This window comes from Serratia sp. TSA_198.1 (genome assembly GCF_052686505.1).
Map to the genome: position 1 here is coordinate 2,239,701 of NZ_JBQZFP010000001.1, position 17,715 is coordinate 2,257,415.

The following is a 17,715-nucleotide window of genomic DNA, read 5'->3' on the forward strand; positions in this document are numbered from 1 at the left end:
TAGTCTTTTTCCCGCAGGAAAATCACGGCGGCAGTGCGCCCAAAACTCATACCGGGAACGCCGATAATGCTCACCAGAGCGAGCCGCGCCCACTCTGATTACTATAGTCTATCGGCTCGCACATATACCTCGCCAGCCGCGTGGTTCTAGCTGCGGTGCGTCAGAATGCCGTCAACCAGACCGTATTCTACTGCTTCTTCCGCGGTCATAAAGCGATCGCGCTCGGTATCGCGTTCGATCTGCTCCAGCGTCTGGCCGGTATGTTCCGCCATCAACTCGTTCATGCGAGCCTTCACCTTCAGGATTTCACGCGCATGGATTTCGATATCCGTCGCCTGGCCCTGATAGCCGCCCAGCGGCTGGTGAATCATCACGCGCGAGTTCGGCAGGCAGAAACGCTTGCCCTTCGCACCAGCGGTCAGCAGGAAAGAGCCCATCGAGCACGCCTGGCCCATACAAATGGTGCTGACATCCGGCTTGATGAACTTCATGGTGTCATAGATTGACATGCCTGCGGTGATCACGCCACCCGGAGAGTTGATGTAGAGGTAAATGTCTTTTTCCGGGCTTTCCGCTTCCAGGAACAGCATCTGCGCCACAATCAGGTTGGCCATGTGATCTTCTACCTGGCCGGTCAGGAAAATAATGCGCTCTTTCAGCAGGCGGGAATAGATGTCGTAAGAACGCTCCCCGCGTGAAGTCTGCTCTACCACCATCGGCACCAGGGCCATGTTAGGTGCAAATTGATCTCGTTCGCCACTGTATGACATTACCGTCTCCTAATAGAAATTGCCTTGGCGGCCAGGGTTACACCCTATTGCACCGATTCTACTTGAGAACGGTCATGATGACTATGCTCAAGCATTCGACCGCGCCACACGTACCCGACGGTTATAATCATCCCGCGCACTCTGGCAAACAGCACATATATATACATTTTACAGATTGGGGCCATTGGCAGCATTTCAAGTCCGGCACAGTATTTTTACCGGCCTGACCGATGCGTCGAGCTAACGGTAATGACCATAATGCCAGACTGCCCCAAGCGCAACAGGGTAAATATAGTGCATATTGGCACGCTTAACCTGAGATTAATCAGCAACGTGGCAAAAAGAAAAGCCCGCAACCGAAGGTTACGGGCTTTTTATCACGCAGGAGCCAGCATGCCGGCCCTGAGGGCGCAACAAGTTGCGCCACTGCGTACAGACATTACGCCTGTTGAGTCTGATTCATCAGCTCGCTGAAAGTAGTGGCTTTCTCAGTCACTTTCGCTTTCGCCAGCAGAGCTTCAACCGCTTGTTCTTCCAGAGCAACGTTGCGCATATTGTTCATCAGCTCTTTGTTTTTGCTGTAGAACTCAACAACTTCACTTGGATCTTCGTAAGCGGAGGCCATTTCTTCGATCAGGGTCTTGACGCGATCTTCGTCAGCTTTCAGATCGTGAGTGCTGATCACTTCGCCCAGCAGCAGGCCAACAACAACGCGACGTTTTGCCTGCTCTTCGAACAGTTCACGTGGCAGTTCCAGCGCTTGCTTCTCGTTGCCGCCGAAACGTTGTGCAGCCTGACGGCGCAGAACGTCAACTTCGCCGTCGATCAGCGCAGCAGGAACGTCAATGTCGTTAGCGCTGACCAGGCCGTCGATTGCCTGAGTCTTGATACGGTTACGCACTGCGCCTTTCAGCTCGCGCTCCATGTTTTTACGCACTTCAGCACGCAGGCCTTCAATAGAACCATCAGCCACGCCGAAACGCTTGATGAATTCTTCAGTCAGCTCTGGCAGCTCACGCTCTTCCACTTTCTTCAGAACGATAGCGAATTTAGCCGCTTTGCCCTTCAGGTTTTCAGCGTGATAATCTTCCGGGAAGTTAACGTCGATGGTGAATTCTTCACCGGCTTTATGACCAACCAGACCTTCTTCGAAGCCTGGGATCATGCGGCCCTGGCCCATGGCCAGTACGAAGTCAGAGGCTTTGCCACCTTCGAACTCTTCACCGTCGATAGAACCGGTGAAGTCAACGGTTACGCGGTCTTCAGCCTGCGCTGCGCGATCGCTGTCTTTCCAGGTCGCCTGCTGCTTGCGCAGAGTGTCCAGCATGGTGTCAACGTCAGCATCGTTAACGTCAACCACTGGTTTCTCAACTTCGATCGCATCCAGGCCTTTCAGCTCAACTTCAGGATACACTTCGAATTCAACCGCGAAAGTGAAGTCTTCACCTTCTTTATACTCGCCCGGCACGTAGTTTGGTGCGCCAGCCGGGTTAATTTTTTCTTTGATGATCGCGTCAACAAAGCTGCGTTGCATCGCTTCGCCCAGCACGTCCTGGCGAACTGAGGCGCCATAACGCTGCTCAACGATGTTCATCGGCACATGGCCTTTGCGGAAACCGTCGATACGAACGCTTTTCGCTGCTTTGATCAGCTCTTTTTTAACAGCCTGATTAATAGTATCAGCGGGTACAGTAATAGAGAGACGGCGCCCAAGGCCTTGAGTGGTTTCTACAGAAACTTGCATCTTGTTACCTCAAAAAAATCACAGTGCTCGGTCAACTCCGTTCCAAGAACCAGGACGGCTACATTACAGAACCGAATTCCCTGATGACTGAAGCGTCCCGAAACCATTCCGGAAAAATAAGACGCGACATTATAGCGGCGCAAGCGAAGCGAGTCGAGGAAAGCAAGGCGGCACCGGCGCGCTAAAACTCACACTTTTGCCGATTTGATCGCCAAAAGACCGCCGAAACCGACCTGGCCTTAGCTGCATTGCGCATCGGCTGTGTCGTCGTCAAAAACAGAAACGGCCCGCAGGCCGTCCCAAAATTCGTCAGTAGTAATACCCTAATTCGTGGTTAAAGTTCCACTGATACTGCAAATTTACCCGTCAGGCCAACGTACCGGCCCCGCGACAAGGGGGGGAAGCCGGCACAGTATCCTGCAGCCCTTCCCACTCTTTCAGCGTGTAAGTATGTAACGCCAGGGCGTGTACGCCATCGGCCAACTCCTCCGACAGCACGCCGTAAATCGAGCGGTGACGCGTCAGGAAACGTTCTCCGACAAAGCGATCGCTGACCAACACCACCTTAAAATGGCTTTCTGAACCCGCCGGAACGTTATGACGATAGCTTTCATCAACGACTTCCAGATACGCGGGCTCAAATGCCGCCCTTAACTTTGCTTCTATTTGCTCGCGAATCATAGGATCTCCTTACTACACCGGCAGAGGACCGTGCCCATCTATTTCAATATTAGCCGGTTTCACCCCTTTTAGACTATTCATCACGTAAATTTCTCTTCGCCGCCCGCCAAAAATCGCCAACATCCGCTATCGCTTGAGGTTTATCTGATTGAGACGGTCAAAAAAGCATGTTTTTATCAACGGCAGGTAAAAATTTGTCACTCCGGTGCGTTCTGCACTTCCCCCGGCCGGCGGCGATGCTATGATGTCGACAATTCGTTGTTGGCTATCCCGCTCTGATTATTACAGAAAGTTTACTCAAACCGGCCTCTCTATCATCAGCAGTTTGAGTCGGCTTAAAATCCATCGAGAATGAGACAGTAACTATGTTAAAAAAACTTTGCCTTCCACTGTTGGCCGCTCTGATGCTGGCCGGTTGTGCTACCAGCAGCAACACCCTGAACGTAACGCCCAAGATCGTACTGCCGCAGCAGGATCCAACACTGCAGGGCGTAACTGTCAGCATTAACGGTGCAGATCAGCGCCAGGACCAGGCGCTGGCGAAAGTGAATCGCGACGGCCAGCTCGTTACCCTTACGCCATCGCGCGATCTACGGTTCCTGCTGCAAGAAGTGCTGGAGAAACAAATGGGCGCGCGCGGTTACATGATCGGTGCCGATGGCGCGGTTGATCTGCAAATCGTGGTGAACAACCTGTACGCGGACGTCTCCGAAGGCAACCTGCGCTACAACATCACCACCAAGGCCGATATTTCGATCACCGCTCAAGCGAAAAACGGCAACAAGCAGGTGAAAAACTACCGCTCCACTTATAACGTGCAGGGTGCTTTCACTGCGACCAACGAGAAAATCACCAACGCGGTTAACACCGTATTGGGCGACGTTATTGCCGATATGGCGCAAGACACCAGCGTCAACGACTTCATCAAGCAGAACGCGCGTTAATCCGCGAATACTTTGTGCCGCCTGAGCCATCGGGCGGCACAGACAGGGAAATCATGTCGAAACAGTATCTGAATATCTTCACCCAGCGTAACTCCGCCATTCTCCTGCTGCTGGGCTTTGCCTCGGGTTTGCCGCTGGCGCTGACCTCCGGCACGCTGCAAGCCTGGATGACCGTCGAAAACATCGATCTGAAAACCATCGGTATTTTTTCACTGGTCGGTCAAGCCTATGTATTCAAATTTCTGTGGTCTCCCTTCATGGACCGCTACACCCCGCCATTCCTTGGCCGGCGTCGTGGCTGGCTGCTGATCAGTCAGTTGCTGCTGGTGGTGTCGATTGTGGCCATGGGCTTCATGCAGCCGGCGCAACATCTGTGGTGGCTGGCGGCGTTGGCGGTGCTGGTGGCGTTCTGTTCCGCCTCGCAGGATATTGTTTTCGATGCGTATAAAACCGACCTGCTAAGCGCCGAAGAACGCGGCGCGGGGGCGGCGATCTCCGTTCTCGGCTACCGGCTGGCGATGCTGGTTTCCGGCGGCTTGGCGCTGTGGCTGGCGGATCGCTATTTAGGTTGGCAATCAACCTATTGGCTGATGGCCGGGCTGATGCTGATTGGTATCGTCGCCACCCTGCTGGCCCCCGAGCCGGACGATGGCATTCCGGCACCGCGCTCCATGGAGCAGGCGGTCGTCGCCCCGCTGCGCGATTTCTTTGCACGGAACAATGCCTGGCTGATTTTGCTGCTGATAGTCATGTACAAGATGGGCGACGCCTTTGCCGGCAGCCTGAGCACTACGTTCCTGATCCGCGGCGTTGGCTTTGACGCCGGGGAGGTCGGGCTGGTCAACAAGACTCTCGGCCTGTTCGCCACCATCGTCGGCGCGCTGTTTGGCGGTGTGCTGATGCAACGCCTTAGTCTGTTCCGCGCTCTGATGCTGTTTGGCATTCTCCAGGCGGTGTCCAATCTCGGTTACTGGATCCTGGCGGTCACCGACAAGAACATCATGACGATGGGCAGCGCCATCTTCCTGGAAAACCTGTGCGGCGGCATGGGCACTGCGGCCTTCGTCGCGCTGCTGATGACGTTGTGCAACAAGTCGTTTTCCGCCACCCAATTCGCCCTGTTGTCGGCGCTGTCCGCCGTCGGCCGCGTCTATGTTGGCCCGATTGCCGGTTGGTTCGTTGAGGCGCACGGCTGGCCGCTGTTTTATTTATTCTCGATCGCAGCCGCCCTGCCAGGCCTGCTGCTGTTGCGCCTGTGCCGTCAAACGCTGGAATATACCCAGCGCACCGACAACTTCATGCCACGTACCGAGTTCCGTCAACTCTACCGCTGGGCACTGCGTCTGTTGACTTTGGGCTGCTCGCTGCTGGGGGTCTGGCTGATTCTGTTGATTACCAACGCGCTCGACTGGAGTGCCTTGCCGAACCTGGCCGACCTCCTGCTGCAAACTGGCGCCGCACTGAGCCTGGTGGGCATCGCGATGGGCAGCCTGCTTGACTATCTGGCGCTGCGCCGCACCAAGCTGGCCTGATATTGCCGGCCGGTCACATAGCACCGGTCGGCAAAAATGCATCAACGTGATGAGTTTATTTTTCTTAAAAAAACAGAATTGCCGTTAAAATTATTTTTTTATCCGAGCAAAACGCTCGGAAATAAAATTACCGTCACTTTAAATACACAATTATTTTACATTATATAAACCTTTCCTTCGTATTTAAAATACGGCAGGTTAATGTGCCAAAATCAGCATACCGTTAGTTTTCCTTAACATAGAGCCTGCCCGGCACGATTCAGCTCGCCAACGCGTTGTTGCCATTGGTAAATTGTCACGTAAGGTTACATCTGTGACCCCCTTAACAGAAAGTGTCAACAAGGCGCTGACACTCCCTTAAGCATGTTTACAGTACTGCAACCTTCCCGTAAAATGCCCGCACACATGAAACGACAATAGAGCCTTTGTAATTGAGGTCGTTAGATGAGACTTAAGAAATACAATAAAAGTATTGGGATGATGTCATTAATTGCATCTACTGTAATGCTCAGTGGTTGCAATATGGTATTGATGAACCCCAAAGGAGCAATTGGTGTTGAGCAACGGACACTGATTATCACTGCAATCGCGCTGATGTTGATCGTGGTGATACCGGTTATCTTTATGGCGTTCGCTTTTGCCTGGAAGTACCGTGCTTCCAACAAAGACGCCAAGTACAGTCCGAACTGGTCACATTCCAACAAGATCGAAGCGGTCGTCTGGACCATTCCTATCATTATCATCGCCATCCTTGGCACCATTACCTGGAAAACTACCCACGAACTTGATCCGTTCAAGCCGATTGTCACTGACAAGAAGCCGATGACGATCGAAGTGGTGTCGCTCGACTGGAAATGGTTGTTTATCTACCCAGAACAAGGCATCGCAACCGTTAATGAATTGGCTTTCCCGAAAGATGTTCCAGTCGAATTCAAGATCACCTCTAACTCGGTAATGAACTCGTTCTTTATTCCTCAGTTAGGTGGGCAGATTTATGCGATGGCCGGGATGCAGACCAAACTGCACCTGATCGGCAACGAAGCAGGCAAATACGACGGTATTTCCAGTAGCTTCAGCGGTCGCGGGTTCTCCGGCATGAAATTCACCGCTATTGTCACCCCAACCGAAGGCGACTTCGATCAGTGGGTTGCCAAGGTGAAAGCATCGTCGAATAACCTTAACGCCACCAGCGACTTTAACAAACTGGCAGAGCCGAGTGAAAACAACCCGGTCGAGTACTTCTCCAGTGTCAAACCGAATTTGTTCAAAGAAACTATTGGCAAATTCATGGGTGACATGAACATGCACAAAGGCGCTACCGCGCATGAAGGCATGGACATGAGCCAGGGTATGGACATGAGTGAGCATGCTCACGCCGGAGCCGAGGAATAATCTGATGTTGGGAAAATTAACACTTGATGCGGTTCCGTACCACGAACCGATCATCATGATCACCGTTGCTGCAATTGTTATCGGGGGCCTGGCTCTGCTGGCTCTGATAACCTATTTCGGCAAATGGAAATGGCTGTGGAGCGATTGGCTGACTTCGGTCGACCACAAAAAAATTGGTATCATGTACATCATCGTGGCAATGGTTATGTTGCTGCGTGGTTTCGCCGATGCCATCATGATGCGTAGCCAGCAGGCGCTTGCGTCCGCCGGCGAGGCCGGGTTCCTGCCGCCGCACCACTACGACCAAATCTTTACCGCTCACGGCGTAATCATGATCTTCTTCATGGCGATGCCTTTCGTGGTGGGTCTGATGAACGTTGTGGTTCCGTTGCAAATCGGCGCCCGTGACGTTGCCTTCCCGTTCCTGAACTCCCTGAGCTTCTGGTTCTTCGTGGTGGGCGTAGTGCTGATCAACATCTCTCTGGGGGTTGGTGAGTTCGCGCAGACCGGTTGGCTGGCTTATCCGCCGCTGTCGGGCAAGGAATACAGTCCTGGCGTCGGGGTCGATTACTGGATCTGGAGTCTGCAGATTTCCGGTCTGGGTACCCTGTTGACCGGTGTGAACTTCTTCGCCACCATCATGAAGATGCGTGCCCCTGGCATGCCTCTGATGAAGATGCCGGTGTTCACCTGGGCGGCGCTGTGTACTAACGTCCTGATCATCGTTTCTTTCCCAATTCTGACCGTCACCATCGCGTTGCTGACCCTGGATCGCTATCTGGGCACCCATTTCTTTACCAATGATATGGGCGGCAACATGATGATGTACATCAACCTGATTTGGGCCTGGGGTCACCCAGAGGTGTATATTCTGGTGCTGCCGGTGTTCGGTGTGTTCTCCGAAGTGACCGCGACCTTCTCCAGAAAACGCCTGTTCGGCTATACCTCACTGGTATGGGCAACCATCGCGATTACCGTTCTGTCGTTCATCGTGTGGCTGCACCACTTCTTTACCATGGGGTCCGGCGCGAACGTCAACGCCTTCTTCGGTATCGCCACCATGATCATTTCCATCCCTACCGGGGTGAAAATCTTCAACTGGCTGTTCACCATGTACCAGGGCCGCATTCAATTCAACTCGGCAATGCTGTGGACCATCGGCTTCATCATCACCTTCTCCGTGGGTGGGATGACCGGCGTGCTGCTGGCCGTTCCGGGCGCGAACTTCGTGCTGCACAACAGTCTGTTCCTGATTGCCCACTTCCATAACGTTATCATCGGTGGTGTGGTGTTCGGTTGCTTCGCCGGCCTGACTTACTGGTTCCCTAAATCCTTCGGCTTCACGCTGAACGAAAAATGGGGCATCCGCGCGTTCTGGTTCTGGATCATCGGTTTCTTCGTGGCCTTTATGCCGCTGTATGCTCTGGGCTTTATGGGTATGACTCGTCGTATCAGCCAGAACATCAACCCTGAGTTCCACCCACTGCTGCTGGTAGCGGCTGGCGGTGCAGCGCTGATTGCCTGCGGTATTCTGTGCCAACTGATCCAGATCTTCGTCAGCGTGCGTGACCGCGAGCAGAACCGCGATCTGACCGGTGACCCATGGGGCGCTCGTACGTTGGAGTGGTCAACGTCGTCTCCACCGCCGTTCTATAACTTTGCCGTAGTGCCGCAGATTCATGACCGTGATGAATTCTGGGACATGAAAGAAAAAGGCGAAGCCTATAAGAAACCGGCTAAGTATGAACCGATTCATATGCCGAAAAATACCGGCGCCGGTGTGATTATCGCTGGTTTCAGCCTGGTATTCGGTTTCGCGATGATCTGGGACATCTGGTGGATGGCGATCGCTGCCTTCGTAGGTATGATCGTGACCTGGATTGCCAAGAGCTTCGATGAAGATGTTGATTACTATGTGCAGGTTGATGAAATCGAGCGCATTGAGAACCAACACTATGAACAAATCAGCAAAGCAGGCGTGAAACATGTCAACTGATACTCTGACTAACCATAACGCAGCCCATGCAGAGCATGGGCACCATGACGCAGGCGAGACCAAAGTCTTCGGATTCTGGATCTACCTGATGAGCGACTGTATTTTGTTTGCGAGCTTGTTCGCGACTTATGCAGTACTGGTGAACGGGACCGCCGGCGGTCCCTCTGGCAAAGACATCTTCGATCTGAAGTTTGTCCTGGTTGAAACCTTCCTGCTGTTGTTCAGCTCCATCACCTACGGTATGGCGATGATCGGCATGAACAAAGGCAAGGTTGGCAGCGTTAATACCTGGCTGTTCCTGACCTTCCTGTTCGGTCTGGGCTTCGTAGCGATGGAAATCTATGAATTCCATCATCTGATCGCCGAAGGCTTCGGTCCGGATCGCAGCGCGTTCCTGTCCGGCTTCTTCGCACTGGTTGCTACTCACGGTCTGCACGTGTCTACCGGTCTGGTTTGGATCATCATCATGATGATTCAGGTGAGCAAGCGTGGCCTGACTTCAACCAACAAAACCCGTCTGATGTGTCTGAGCCTGTTCTGGCACTTCCTCGACGTGGTCTGGATCTGCGTATTTACCGTTGTTTACCTGCTGGGGGTTATGTCATGAGCCATTCATCCCATGAAACTTCTCACGGCGGCGCAAGCCACGGTAGCGTTAAGTCATATCTGATCGGCTTTATCCTGTCGATCATCCTGACGGTGATTCCATTTGCGATGGTGATGAGCGGCACAGCCTCTCACTCAACCATCCTGGCGGTTGTAGTCGGCATGGCAGTCATTCAGGTGATTGTTCACCTGATTTACTTCCTGCACATGAATACCTCATCGGAAGAGCGCTGGAACCTGGTGGCATTGCTGTTCACCGCTATGATCATCGGTATCGTTGTTGTGGGTTCACTCTGGATTATGTACAACCTCAACATCAATATGATGGTCAGTTAAAGAGTCGAGCTGCACGTGATGATTAAGCAATACCTGCAAGTAACTAAACCAGGAATTATTTTCGGCAATTTAATTTCTGTCGTAGGGGGATTTCTGCTCGCTTCCAAAGGAAGCATCGATTATCCCCTGTTTCTCGCCACCCTGGTGGGTGTCTCGTTGGTTGTCGCTTCGGGCTGTGTGTTTAACAACTACATTGACCGCGACATCGACAAGAAAATGGAGAGAACGAAGAACCGGGTGCTGGTGAAAGGCCTGATCGCGCCGAGTGTGACCCTGGTTTATGCTACCGTTTTGGGTATTGCGGGCTTTGTGTTGCTGTATATCGGCGCCAACCCGCTGGCCATGTGGCTGGCGGTGATGGGCTTCGTGGTTTATGTCGGCGTTTATAGCCTGTACATGAAACGCCACTCGGTATACGGCACACTGATCGGCAGCCTGTCGGGCGCTGCGCCACCGGTTATCGGTTATTGCGCGGTGACCAACGAGTTTGATGCCGGTGCGTTGATCCTGCTGGCTATCTTTAGCCTGTGGCAGATGCCGCATTCCTACGCGATTGCCATCTTCCGCTTTAAAGATTACCAGGCGGCCAACATTCCGGTTCTACCGGTGGTCAAAGGCATTTCCGTGGCGAAGAACCACATCACGGTCTACATCTTGGCGTTTATGATTGCTACGCTGATGCTGACCCTGAGCGGCTACGCCGGCTACAAATACCTGATCGTCGCTGCGGCGGTAAGCGTATGGTGGCTGGGTATGGCGCTGCGTGGCTACAAAACAGAAAATGACAGCATCTGGGCGCGCAAGCTGTTTGTGTTCTCCATTGTTGCCATCACTTCGCTGAGCGTAATGATGTCTATCGACTTCAGCGCAACGGCATCGCCAGAAACGCTGATGACTTACGTCTGGTAAGCCAAATCGTCTGTGAATGGGCCGCTTAGCGGCCCATTTTATTTGTCTCGCCGAAAAGCCGCCGAACTGTAATATCTGTTAAACAACATTCGATTTACCCCCCCTGCCCTTCACACTAAAATGACGCAGCTTTTCAGAAGCTATCCCACCAGGCGTTATCGCCGATAACCTGCTGGAATGGCTTTTAATGAGGTTTTAATGAACGACAATGCAATGACCCCGCAGGAACGACGGGCGACCTGGGGATTAGGAACGGTATTTTCACTGCGCATGCTTGGCATGTTTATGGTGCTGCCGGTACTGACCACCTACGGTATGGCGTTGAACGGCGCCAGCGAAACGCTGATCGGTATCGCCATCGGCATTTACGGCCTGGCACAAGCGGTGTTTCAGATCCCCTTCGGCCTGATTTCCGACCGCATCGGCCGCAAGCCGCTGATCGTCGGCGGGCTATTGATCTTTGCGCTGGGCAGCGTGATTGCCGCCGTCACCGACTCCATTTGGGGCGTTATCCTCGGCCGTGCATTACAGGGCTCCGGCGCTATCGCGGCGGCAGTGATGGCGTTGCTGTCAGACCTGACCCGCGAGCAGAACCGCACCAAGGCGATGGCGTTTATCGGCGTCAGCTTCGGCATCACCTTTGCCATTGCCATGGTGGTCGGCCCAATCGTCACCCATGCTTTCGGCCTGCATGCGCTATTTTGGATGATTGCCGTGCTGGCTTTGGCCGGTATCGTGATTACCCTGGCGGTGGTGCCGTCCGCAGACAGCCACGTGCTGAACCGTGAATCCAGCATAGTGAGCGGCAGTTTCAGCAAGGTGCTGAGCAACTCCCGCCTGCTGAAGCTGAATTTCGGCATCATGTGTCTGCATATTCTGCTGATGTCCAGCTTCGTGGCGCTGCCGCTGGCGATGGAAAAAGCCGGTTTGGCGCCGAGCCAGCATTGGATCGTCTATTTGGTCACCATGCTGGTTTCTTTTGCCGCCGTGGTGCCCTTTATCATTTATGCCGAAATGAAACGCCGCATGAAGCAGGTGTTTATGGGCTGCGTGGCGGTTCTGTTCTGTGCCGAAGTGTTGTTGTGGCTGTCCGGTGCCCATCTGTGGGGCATCATTGCCGGCGTGCAGCTGTTCTTCATGGCGTTTAACGTGATGGAAGCGATTCTGCCTTCGTTGATCAGCAAAGAATCGCCGGCCGGTTACAAAGGTACCGCTATGGGGGTTTACTCCACCAGCCAGTTTATCGGCGTGGCGATTGGCGGCAGCTTGGGCGGCTTGTTGTATGGCCTGCAGGGCGCCGGCTTGGTGTTTATCGCCGGTGCGGTTATCGCTGCCGTTTGGTTCCTGGTCAGCAGCACCATGCAAGAACCGCCGTACGTCAGCAGCCTGCGCATTACGTTGTCGGAACTGGCGGTGAAGGATTCTGCGCTGGAAAGCCGTCTGAAGGCCCAGCCTGGCGTGGCGGAAGCGATAGTAGTGCCCGAAGAGCGCAGCGCCTACGTGAAGGTCGATACCAAACAGACCAACCGCGGTCAGCTGGAAGCTCTGGTAAATTCGCTGTAGCTGTCGTAATCGAAAGGGCCAGCTTGCTGGCCCTTGGTAATATCGTCGCGGAAAAGTTAATCGCGGAAGTTTTTGAACTGGAACGGTTGCCCCAGATCGGCGCCGCGCACCAGCGCCATCACCCCTTGCAGATCGTCGCGTGACTTGCCGGTAACGCGGACTTCATCACCCTGAATTTGTGCCTGCACCTTCAGCTTGCTGTCTTTGATCAGCTTGACGATTTTCTTCGCCTGGGTGGTTTCAATACCCTGTTTCAGCTTGGCTTCCACGCTGTAGGTTTTGCCGCTGTGGGTCATTTCGTCCGGGATCTCCAGCGCGCCGCCATCGATACTGCGCTTGCTCAGTTTCTCACGCAGAATATCGAGCAGTTGCTGCACCTGGAAATCAGATTCGCTGGCGACTTTGATGCTTTCATCTTTTTCGTTCAGCTCAAAACTGGCCGGCACGTTGCGGAAATCCCAACGGGTGCCGAGATCGCGTGTGGCGTTCTCAACGGCGTTACGCACTTCCTGCATATCAATTTCGGAAACAATGTCGAAAGATGGCATACTTCTTCCTCCTGAATTAGAGCCTAATGCGATAGGCGATTTCGATGCCGAGCATGATAACCGCTTTAGCGCCTCAGGCAAAATCCGCTAAGCCTACCGGCAGATATCTCGCCGGATAGCAGAAAAGTCTATAATTATACGACAGTAATTGAGCGGTATTCCCGTTACCCCAAGGAGACTGAATGAAAATAACTATTCTTGGTTGCGGTGCGCTCGGACAACTGTGGCTCTCCAGGCTTTATCAGCAGGGCCACGACGTACAAGGATGGCTGCGGGTACCGCAACCCTTCTGCGCAGTGAACGTGATTGAGCCTGAGGGCACCTCGTTCAACCGTAATTTGCCCACCAACGATCCCGAACATCTGGCCCAAAGCGAACTGTTGCTGGTCACGCTGAAAGCCTGGCAGGTTTCCAGCGCCGTCAGCGCGCTGCTGCCCAGGTTGAACCCGCGTTGCGCCATACTGCTGCTGCATAACGGCATGGGCACCCAGGATGAACTGCCGGCAAACAGCCAGCCCATATTGCAGGGCACCACGACCCACGCGGCAAGGCGTGAAGGCAGCACCATTATCCATGTTGCCGGCGGCACCACCCATATCGGCCCGACATCGCCGACGGCGATACATCTCAGCCATCTGGCGGAAATGTTGCATCAGGCTTTGCCCGATGTGGCCTGGCACAACAACATTGCGTCGGCAAACTGGCGCAAGCTGGCGGTCAACTGCGTGATTAACCCCCTTACGGCGCTGTATGACTGCCGTAATGGCGAATTGCAGCGTTACCCGGAGCAAATCGAAACCCTGTGCCGCGAAGTCTCCGGCGTGATGGAAATGGAAGGCTACCACACCTCATGCGAAGGGCTGCGGCAATACGTGATGGAAGTGATTCAGAGCACCGCAGATAACATCTCTTCGATGCTGCAGGATGTCCGCACCCAGCGGCATACCGAGATCGACTACATTACCGGCTACCTGCTGCGCCGCGCGCGCAGCCACGGCATGATTCTGCCGGAGAACGCGCGGTTGTTTGAACTGATTAAGCGAAAGGAAAATGAATATGAGCGTATCGGCGCTGGTCTGCCTGGCACCTGGTAGCGAAGAAACCGAAGCCGTCACTACCATCGATCTTCTGGTACGAGCGGGCGTGAAAGTCACCACCGCCAGCGTAGCCGGCGACGGTGACCTGACTATCGTCTGCTCGCGCGGTGTAAAGCTGCTGGCGGACGCGCAGCTGGTGTCGATTGTGGACGATCCCTTCGATGCCATCGTGCTGCCCGGCGGCCTGAAAGGCGCCGAGTGTTTTCGCGACAGCCCGCTGTTGGTAGAGAAAGTGCGTCAGATGCATCTGCAGGGCAACATCGTCGCCGCTATCTGTGCGGCACCGGCCCTGGTGCTGCAACACCACGATCTGTTCCCCATCGGCAATATGACCGGTTTCCCCGGATTGAAAGATCAGATCCCGGCAGACAAATGGATGGAGCGGCGCGTGGTATACGACGCACGCGTCAACCTGCTCACCAGCCAGGGGCCGGGAACGTCGATGGAGTTTGCGCTGAAGTTGATTGATTTGCTGCTGGGTAAGGCCAAAGCGGCGGAAATAGCAGCGCAGCTGGTGCTGATTCCGGGGATGTACGATTTCCGCGATTAGTAAGCATCAGTTCTGAGGTTAAAATAGATAATCCACAAAATAATTGTAGCTGCAACCAGGCGGCTAGTGCGGGAATCCCCGGGAGCTTACTTGAGTAAGTGAGCGGGGTGAGCGCATGCAGCCAACACAGTTGCAGCTTCAAGTATGAAGTGGATTTAAGGGCGGTAAACCTTCACATTGGTGAACCCCTGCTCCAGCAGGTACAGCGCCTGCAGGCGGCTCATCACGCCACGATCACAGTACAGCAGGTAAGTTTTGCTCTGATCCAGATCGCCAAACTGCGTGCTGAGTTTGTAGAACGGCAGCGGTTTCACCTCAACCTGTTCCAGCGTCAACGGCTTCTCTTCCTGCTCGTCGTTAGAACGGATATCCAGGATCACTTCGTCAGCGCCAAAGGCCGCCACGGTTTCTACTTCAGCAACCTGTTCCTGCGCCTGTTCGGCGATGGTACGGATATCGACATTCTTCGCTTCACTTACCACGCGATCGAGAATGGAAAAATCGAAGTGACTTTCCTCTTCTTCAATTTTGGCTTTGATCGCTTTTACCGTCGGGCTTTTCGAGATCACACCGCAGTATTCCGGCATGGTCTTGGCAAAGTCTTCGGTGCCAATCTCGCGCGCCACTTTGATGATGTGCTCTTTGTCGTGCGAAATCAGCGGACGCAGGATCAGGGTATCGGACGCATTGTCGATCAAACGCAGATTAGTCAGCGTCTGGCTGGACACCTGACCCAGCGCCTCACCGGTGACCAGCGCCTGTACGCCATAACGTTCCGCAACTTGCGAGGCGGCACGCACCATCATGCGTTTGAGCACCACGCCCATCTGGCCATCGTCGACCTTTTCCAGGATCTCGCCGACCACGGGTTCGAAATCGATGGCGACAAAGCGCACCTTGTGCGAGCTGGCAAAGCGGTTCCACAGATAATACGCCACCTGCTTGACGCCGATTTCATGCGCCGCGCCGCCCAGATTGAAGAAACAGTAATGCACGCGGCAACCGCGACGCATCAGCATATAGCTGGAAACGCCCGAGTCGAAACCGCCTGAAATCAGCGACAGCACGTCTTCCTGAGTGCCCACCGGGTAACCGCCGATACCTTCGCGGCGCGCTTTTACCAGCATCAGCTTGTCGTCTTCGATTTCCAGATTGACCGTCACCTGCGGGTGCGACAGCTTAACGCGCGCACTTTCGATGTGCTGGTTCAAACCGCCGCCAACGTAACGTTCCACGTCCTGCGAGTTGAAGTCTTGCTTGCCACGGCGCTTAACGCGCACGCAGAAGGTCTTACCCTCCAACTGCTCGCGGTAAGCTTCCAGCGTCTGCTCGAAAATATGGTGGATATCGGTGTAGCCGCGGTCTTCCACTTCCAGAATATGGTGGATGCCGGGAATGCGCGTCAGCGCGTCGGCAATCACCGGCCGCTGATTTTCATCTTTGGCGCGAACTTCGATATGATCCCAGTGACGGACAACCGCCAGCGTTTCATCATACTGCTTCAGGACGTTGCGGATATTGGTCGAGAGAATCTTGATAAAGCGCAAGCGCACAGATTGACTCTTGATGGTGATTTCCGGGAACAATTTAATGATAAACTTCATGGCGGTCTTTATTGTCAGAATTACGAGGGAAAAGGATTTACAATGTATATGCGATTGATAAAACCAACGGCACTGCCGAATGTTTTATCAATCGCATTTGCGGCGCAGAGTATATCACTATCTGGTGAAGCCCGGTGCACAAAACCACACATGCGCGCCATGATTTGCTAATCAAAATCCGCTAGGATAGGCTCTGGCGCCACTGTTCACATGATGATGTAAAAAGAAAATTATGCCGAAAAAACCTGCACAATCAGACAGTACAGAGCAAAGCATCAGCTTTGAAAGTTCCCTTAGCGAACTGGAAAACATCGTGACGCGTCTGGAATCGGGTGAGTTACCGCTGGAAGACGCGCTGAATGAATTCGAACGCGGCGTTCAGCTGGCACGTCAGGGCCAACAGAAGCTGCAACAGGCCGAGCAGCGTGTGCAAATTTTACTTAACGACAGCGCCGATGACGCCGCGCTGGCGCCTTTCACCCCGGATGCAGAGTAATCGTCATGTCTGAGATCGTCCAACAGGCCGCTTTTCCTGAGCAGTTACAGGCTTTTCGCCAGCGGGCCGACCGCGCGCTGCTGGATTTTATCGCGCCGCTGCCGTTCAATGAAGGCAACATGGTGGCCGCCATGCGCCACGGCGCGCTGCTGGGCGGCAAACGTCTGCGCCCGTTCCTGGTGTATACCACCGGGCAGATGTTTGGCGTTTCACTGAATAATTTGGATGTGCCGGCCGCTGCGGTAGAATGCATTCATGCCTATTCGTTGATCCACGACGATCTTCCGGCAATGGACGATGACGATCTGCGTCGCGGTCAGCCTACCTGCCATATCAAATTTGGTGAAGCCAGCGCGATCCTGGCGGGTGATGCACTGCAGACGCTGGCATTTTCCATTCTGGCCGATGCCGACATGCCCGACGTGGCGCTGCGCGATCGGCTGGCCATGGTGTCCGAACTGGCGACCGCCAGCGGCGCTGCCGGCATGTGCGGTGGCCAGTCGTTGGATCTCGAGGCTGAAGGCAGGCAAATTGATCTGCCTGCGCTGGAGCTGATACACCGCCACAAGACCGGCGCATTAATCCGCGCGGCGGTTCGCCTTGGGGCTTTGGCCGCCGGTGAACCTGGCCGTGCAGCGCTACCGCAGCTTGACCGTTACGCTGCGGCGATCGGCCTGGCGTTTCAGGTACAGGATGACATTTTGGACGTTGTCGGCGAAACCGAGAAAATCGGTAAACGCCAGGGAGCGGACCAGCAACACGGAAAGAGCACCTATCCAGCTTTGCTCGGGCTTGACAGCGCGAAAGCAAAAGCGTGGGATCTCTATCAGGAAGCTTTAGCTGCATTAGACACTTTGGCAGCGCAATCTTATAACACAGCGCCATTGCGAGCGTTAGCCAGCTTCATTATTGAACGCGACAATTAACGTGTGACGTTAACTCCTCTG

General features: G+C 54.1%; 17 protein-coding genes. 12 read left to right on the plus strand and 5 right to left on the minus strand.

The window, feature by feature from the left end; all coding sequences use genetic code 11:
- Positions 1-146: 146 nt before the first annotated feature.
- The 3 genes from clpP to bolA all read right to left on the minus strand — a co-directional run bounded on the left by clpP (position 147) and on the right by bolA (position 3,195).
- Complete coding sequence (clpP, locus tag ACUTSW_RS10770; protein WP_004949301.1) at positions 147-770, minus strand: ATP-dependent Clp endopeptidase proteolytic subunit ClpP; 624 nt, start codon at positions 768-770, stop codon at positions 147-149.
- Between the two features lie 439 nt (positions 771-1,209).
- The gene (gene tig / locus ACUTSW_RS10775) at positions 1,210-2,514 is read right to left on the minus strand and encodes a trigger factor (protein WP_062869846.1); all 1,305 of its coding nucleotides are present in this window, start codon (positions 2,512-2,514) and stop codon (positions 1,210-1,212) included.
- Positions 2,515-2,880: 366 nt separating this feature from the next.
- On the minus strand, positions 2,881-3,195 hold the full coding sequence (gene bolA, locus ACUTSW_RS10780; protein ID WP_004940361.1) for a transcriptional regulator BolA: 315 nt from the start codon (positions 3,193-3,195) through the stop codon (positions 2,881-2,883).
- 365 nt (positions 3,196-3,560) lie between these two features.
- On the opposite strand from bolA, the gene ACUTSW_RS10785 reads away from it, so the two are divergent.
- From ACUTSW_RS10785 to ACUTSW_RS10820, 8 genes are all read left to right on the plus strand, one after another.
- Positions 3,561-4,139: a lipoprotein gene (locus ACUTSW_RS10785; RefSeq protein WP_006323933.1), complete on the plus strand. Its 579-nt coding sequence runs from the start codon at positions 3,561-3,563 to the stop codon at positions 4,137-4,139.
- 53 nt (positions 4,140-4,192) lie between these two features.
- On the plus strand, positions 4,193-5,671 hold the full coding sequence (gene ampG, locus ACUTSW_RS10790) for a muropeptide MFS transporter AmpG (protein ID WP_062793165.1): 1,479 nt from the start codon (positions 4,193-4,195) through the stop codon (positions 5,669-5,671).
- Between the two features lie 444 nt (positions 5,672-6,115).
- On the plus strand, positions 6,116-7,063 hold the full coding sequence (gene cyoA, locus ACUTSW_RS10795) for a cytochrome o ubiquinol oxidase subunit II (RefSeq protein ID WP_004949290.1): 948 nt from the start codon (positions 6,116-6,118) through the stop codon (positions 7,061-7,063).
- Positions 7,064-7,067: 4 nt separating this feature from the next.
- On the plus strand, positions 7,068-9,059 hold the full coding sequence (cyoB, locus tag ACUTSW_RS10800; protein ID WP_004949288.1) for a cytochrome o ubiquinol oxidase subunit I: 1,992 nt from the start codon (positions 7,068-7,070) through the stop codon (positions 9,057-9,059).
- A complete protein-coding gene (locus ACUTSW_RS10805) occupies positions 9,049-9,666 on the plus strand; it encodes a cytochrome o ubiquinol oxidase subunit III (protein WP_006319781.1) in 618 nt (205 codons plus the stop codon). Before cyoB ends, ACUTSW_RS10805 begins: the two co-directional genes overlap by 11 nt.
- On the plus strand, positions 9,663-10,001 hold the full coding sequence (locus ACUTSW_RS10810) for a cytochrome o ubiquinol oxidase subunit IV (protein WP_004949284.1): 339 nt from the start codon (positions 9,663-9,665) through the stop codon (positions 9,999-10,001). Before ACUTSW_RS10805 ends, ACUTSW_RS10810 begins: the two co-directional genes overlap by 4 nt.
- An 18-nt stretch (positions 10,002-10,019) precedes the next feature.
- Positions 10,020-10,910 (plus strand): heme o synthase, encoded by an 891-nt coding sequence (gene cyoE, locus ACUTSW_RS10815; protein WP_004949283.1) that lies wholly within the window; start codon positions 10,020-10,022, stop codon positions 10,908-10,910.
- A gap of 198 nt (positions 10,911-11,108) precedes the next feature.
- Positions 11,109-12,473, plus strand: a complete 1,365-nt coding sequence (locus tag ACUTSW_RS10820) for an MFS transporter (protein WP_013811738.1) — start codon at positions 11,109-11,111, stop codon at positions 12,471-12,473.
- A gap of 56 nt (positions 12,474-12,529) precedes the next feature.
- Here ACUTSW_RS10820 and ACUTSW_RS10825 read toward each other — a convergent pair whose 3' ends face one another.
- Positions 12,530-13,021, minus strand: coding sequence for a YajQ family cyclic di-GMP-binding protein (locus ACUTSW_RS10825; protein ID WP_004949281.1), 492 nt, complete (start codon positions 13,019-13,021; stop codon positions 12,530-12,532).
- 182 nt (positions 13,022-13,203) lie between these two features.
- Between ACUTSW_RS10825 and panE the strand changes: the two genes are divergently transcribed.
- Positions 13,204-14,115, plus strand: a complete 912-nt coding sequence (gene panE, locus ACUTSW_RS10830; RefSeq protein ID WP_445584368.1) for a 2-dehydropantoate 2-reductase — start codon at positions 13,204-13,206, stop codon at positions 14,113-14,115.
- Positions 14,078-14,668, plus strand: a complete 591-nt coding sequence (gene yajL / locus ACUTSW_RS10835; protein ID WP_445584369.1) for a protein deglycase YajL — start codon at positions 14,078-14,080, stop codon at positions 14,666-14,668. Before panE ends, yajL begins: the two co-directional genes overlap by 38 nt.
- A gap of 155 nt (positions 14,669-14,823) precedes the next feature.
- Here the strand turns inward: yajL and thiI are convergent, their stop codons facing one another.
- On the minus strand, positions 14,824-16,272 hold the full coding sequence (thiI, locus tag ACUTSW_RS10840; RefSeq protein WP_445584370.1) for a tRNA uracil 4-sulfurtransferase ThiI: 1,449 nt from the start codon (positions 16,270-16,272) through the stop codon (positions 14,824-14,826).
- A 232-nt stretch (positions 16,273-16,504) separates the two neighbouring features.
- Between thiI and xseB the strand changes: the two genes are divergently transcribed.
- Both xseB and ispA read left to right on the plus strand, forming a co-directional pair.
- A complete protein-coding gene (gene xseB / locus ACUTSW_RS10845) occupies positions 16,505-16,768 on the plus strand; it encodes an exodeoxyribonuclease VII small subunit (protein WP_004949276.1) in 264 nt (87 codons plus the stop codon).
- 5 nt (positions 16,769-16,773) lie between these two features.
- Positions 16,774-17,694 (plus strand): (2E,6E)-farnesyl diphosphate synthase, encoded by a 921-nt coding sequence (gene ispA, locus ACUTSW_RS10850; RefSeq protein WP_445584371.1) that lies wholly within the window; start codon positions 16,774-16,776, stop codon positions 17,692-17,694.
- The last annotated feature ends 21 nt before the right edge of the window (positions 17,695-17,715 follow it).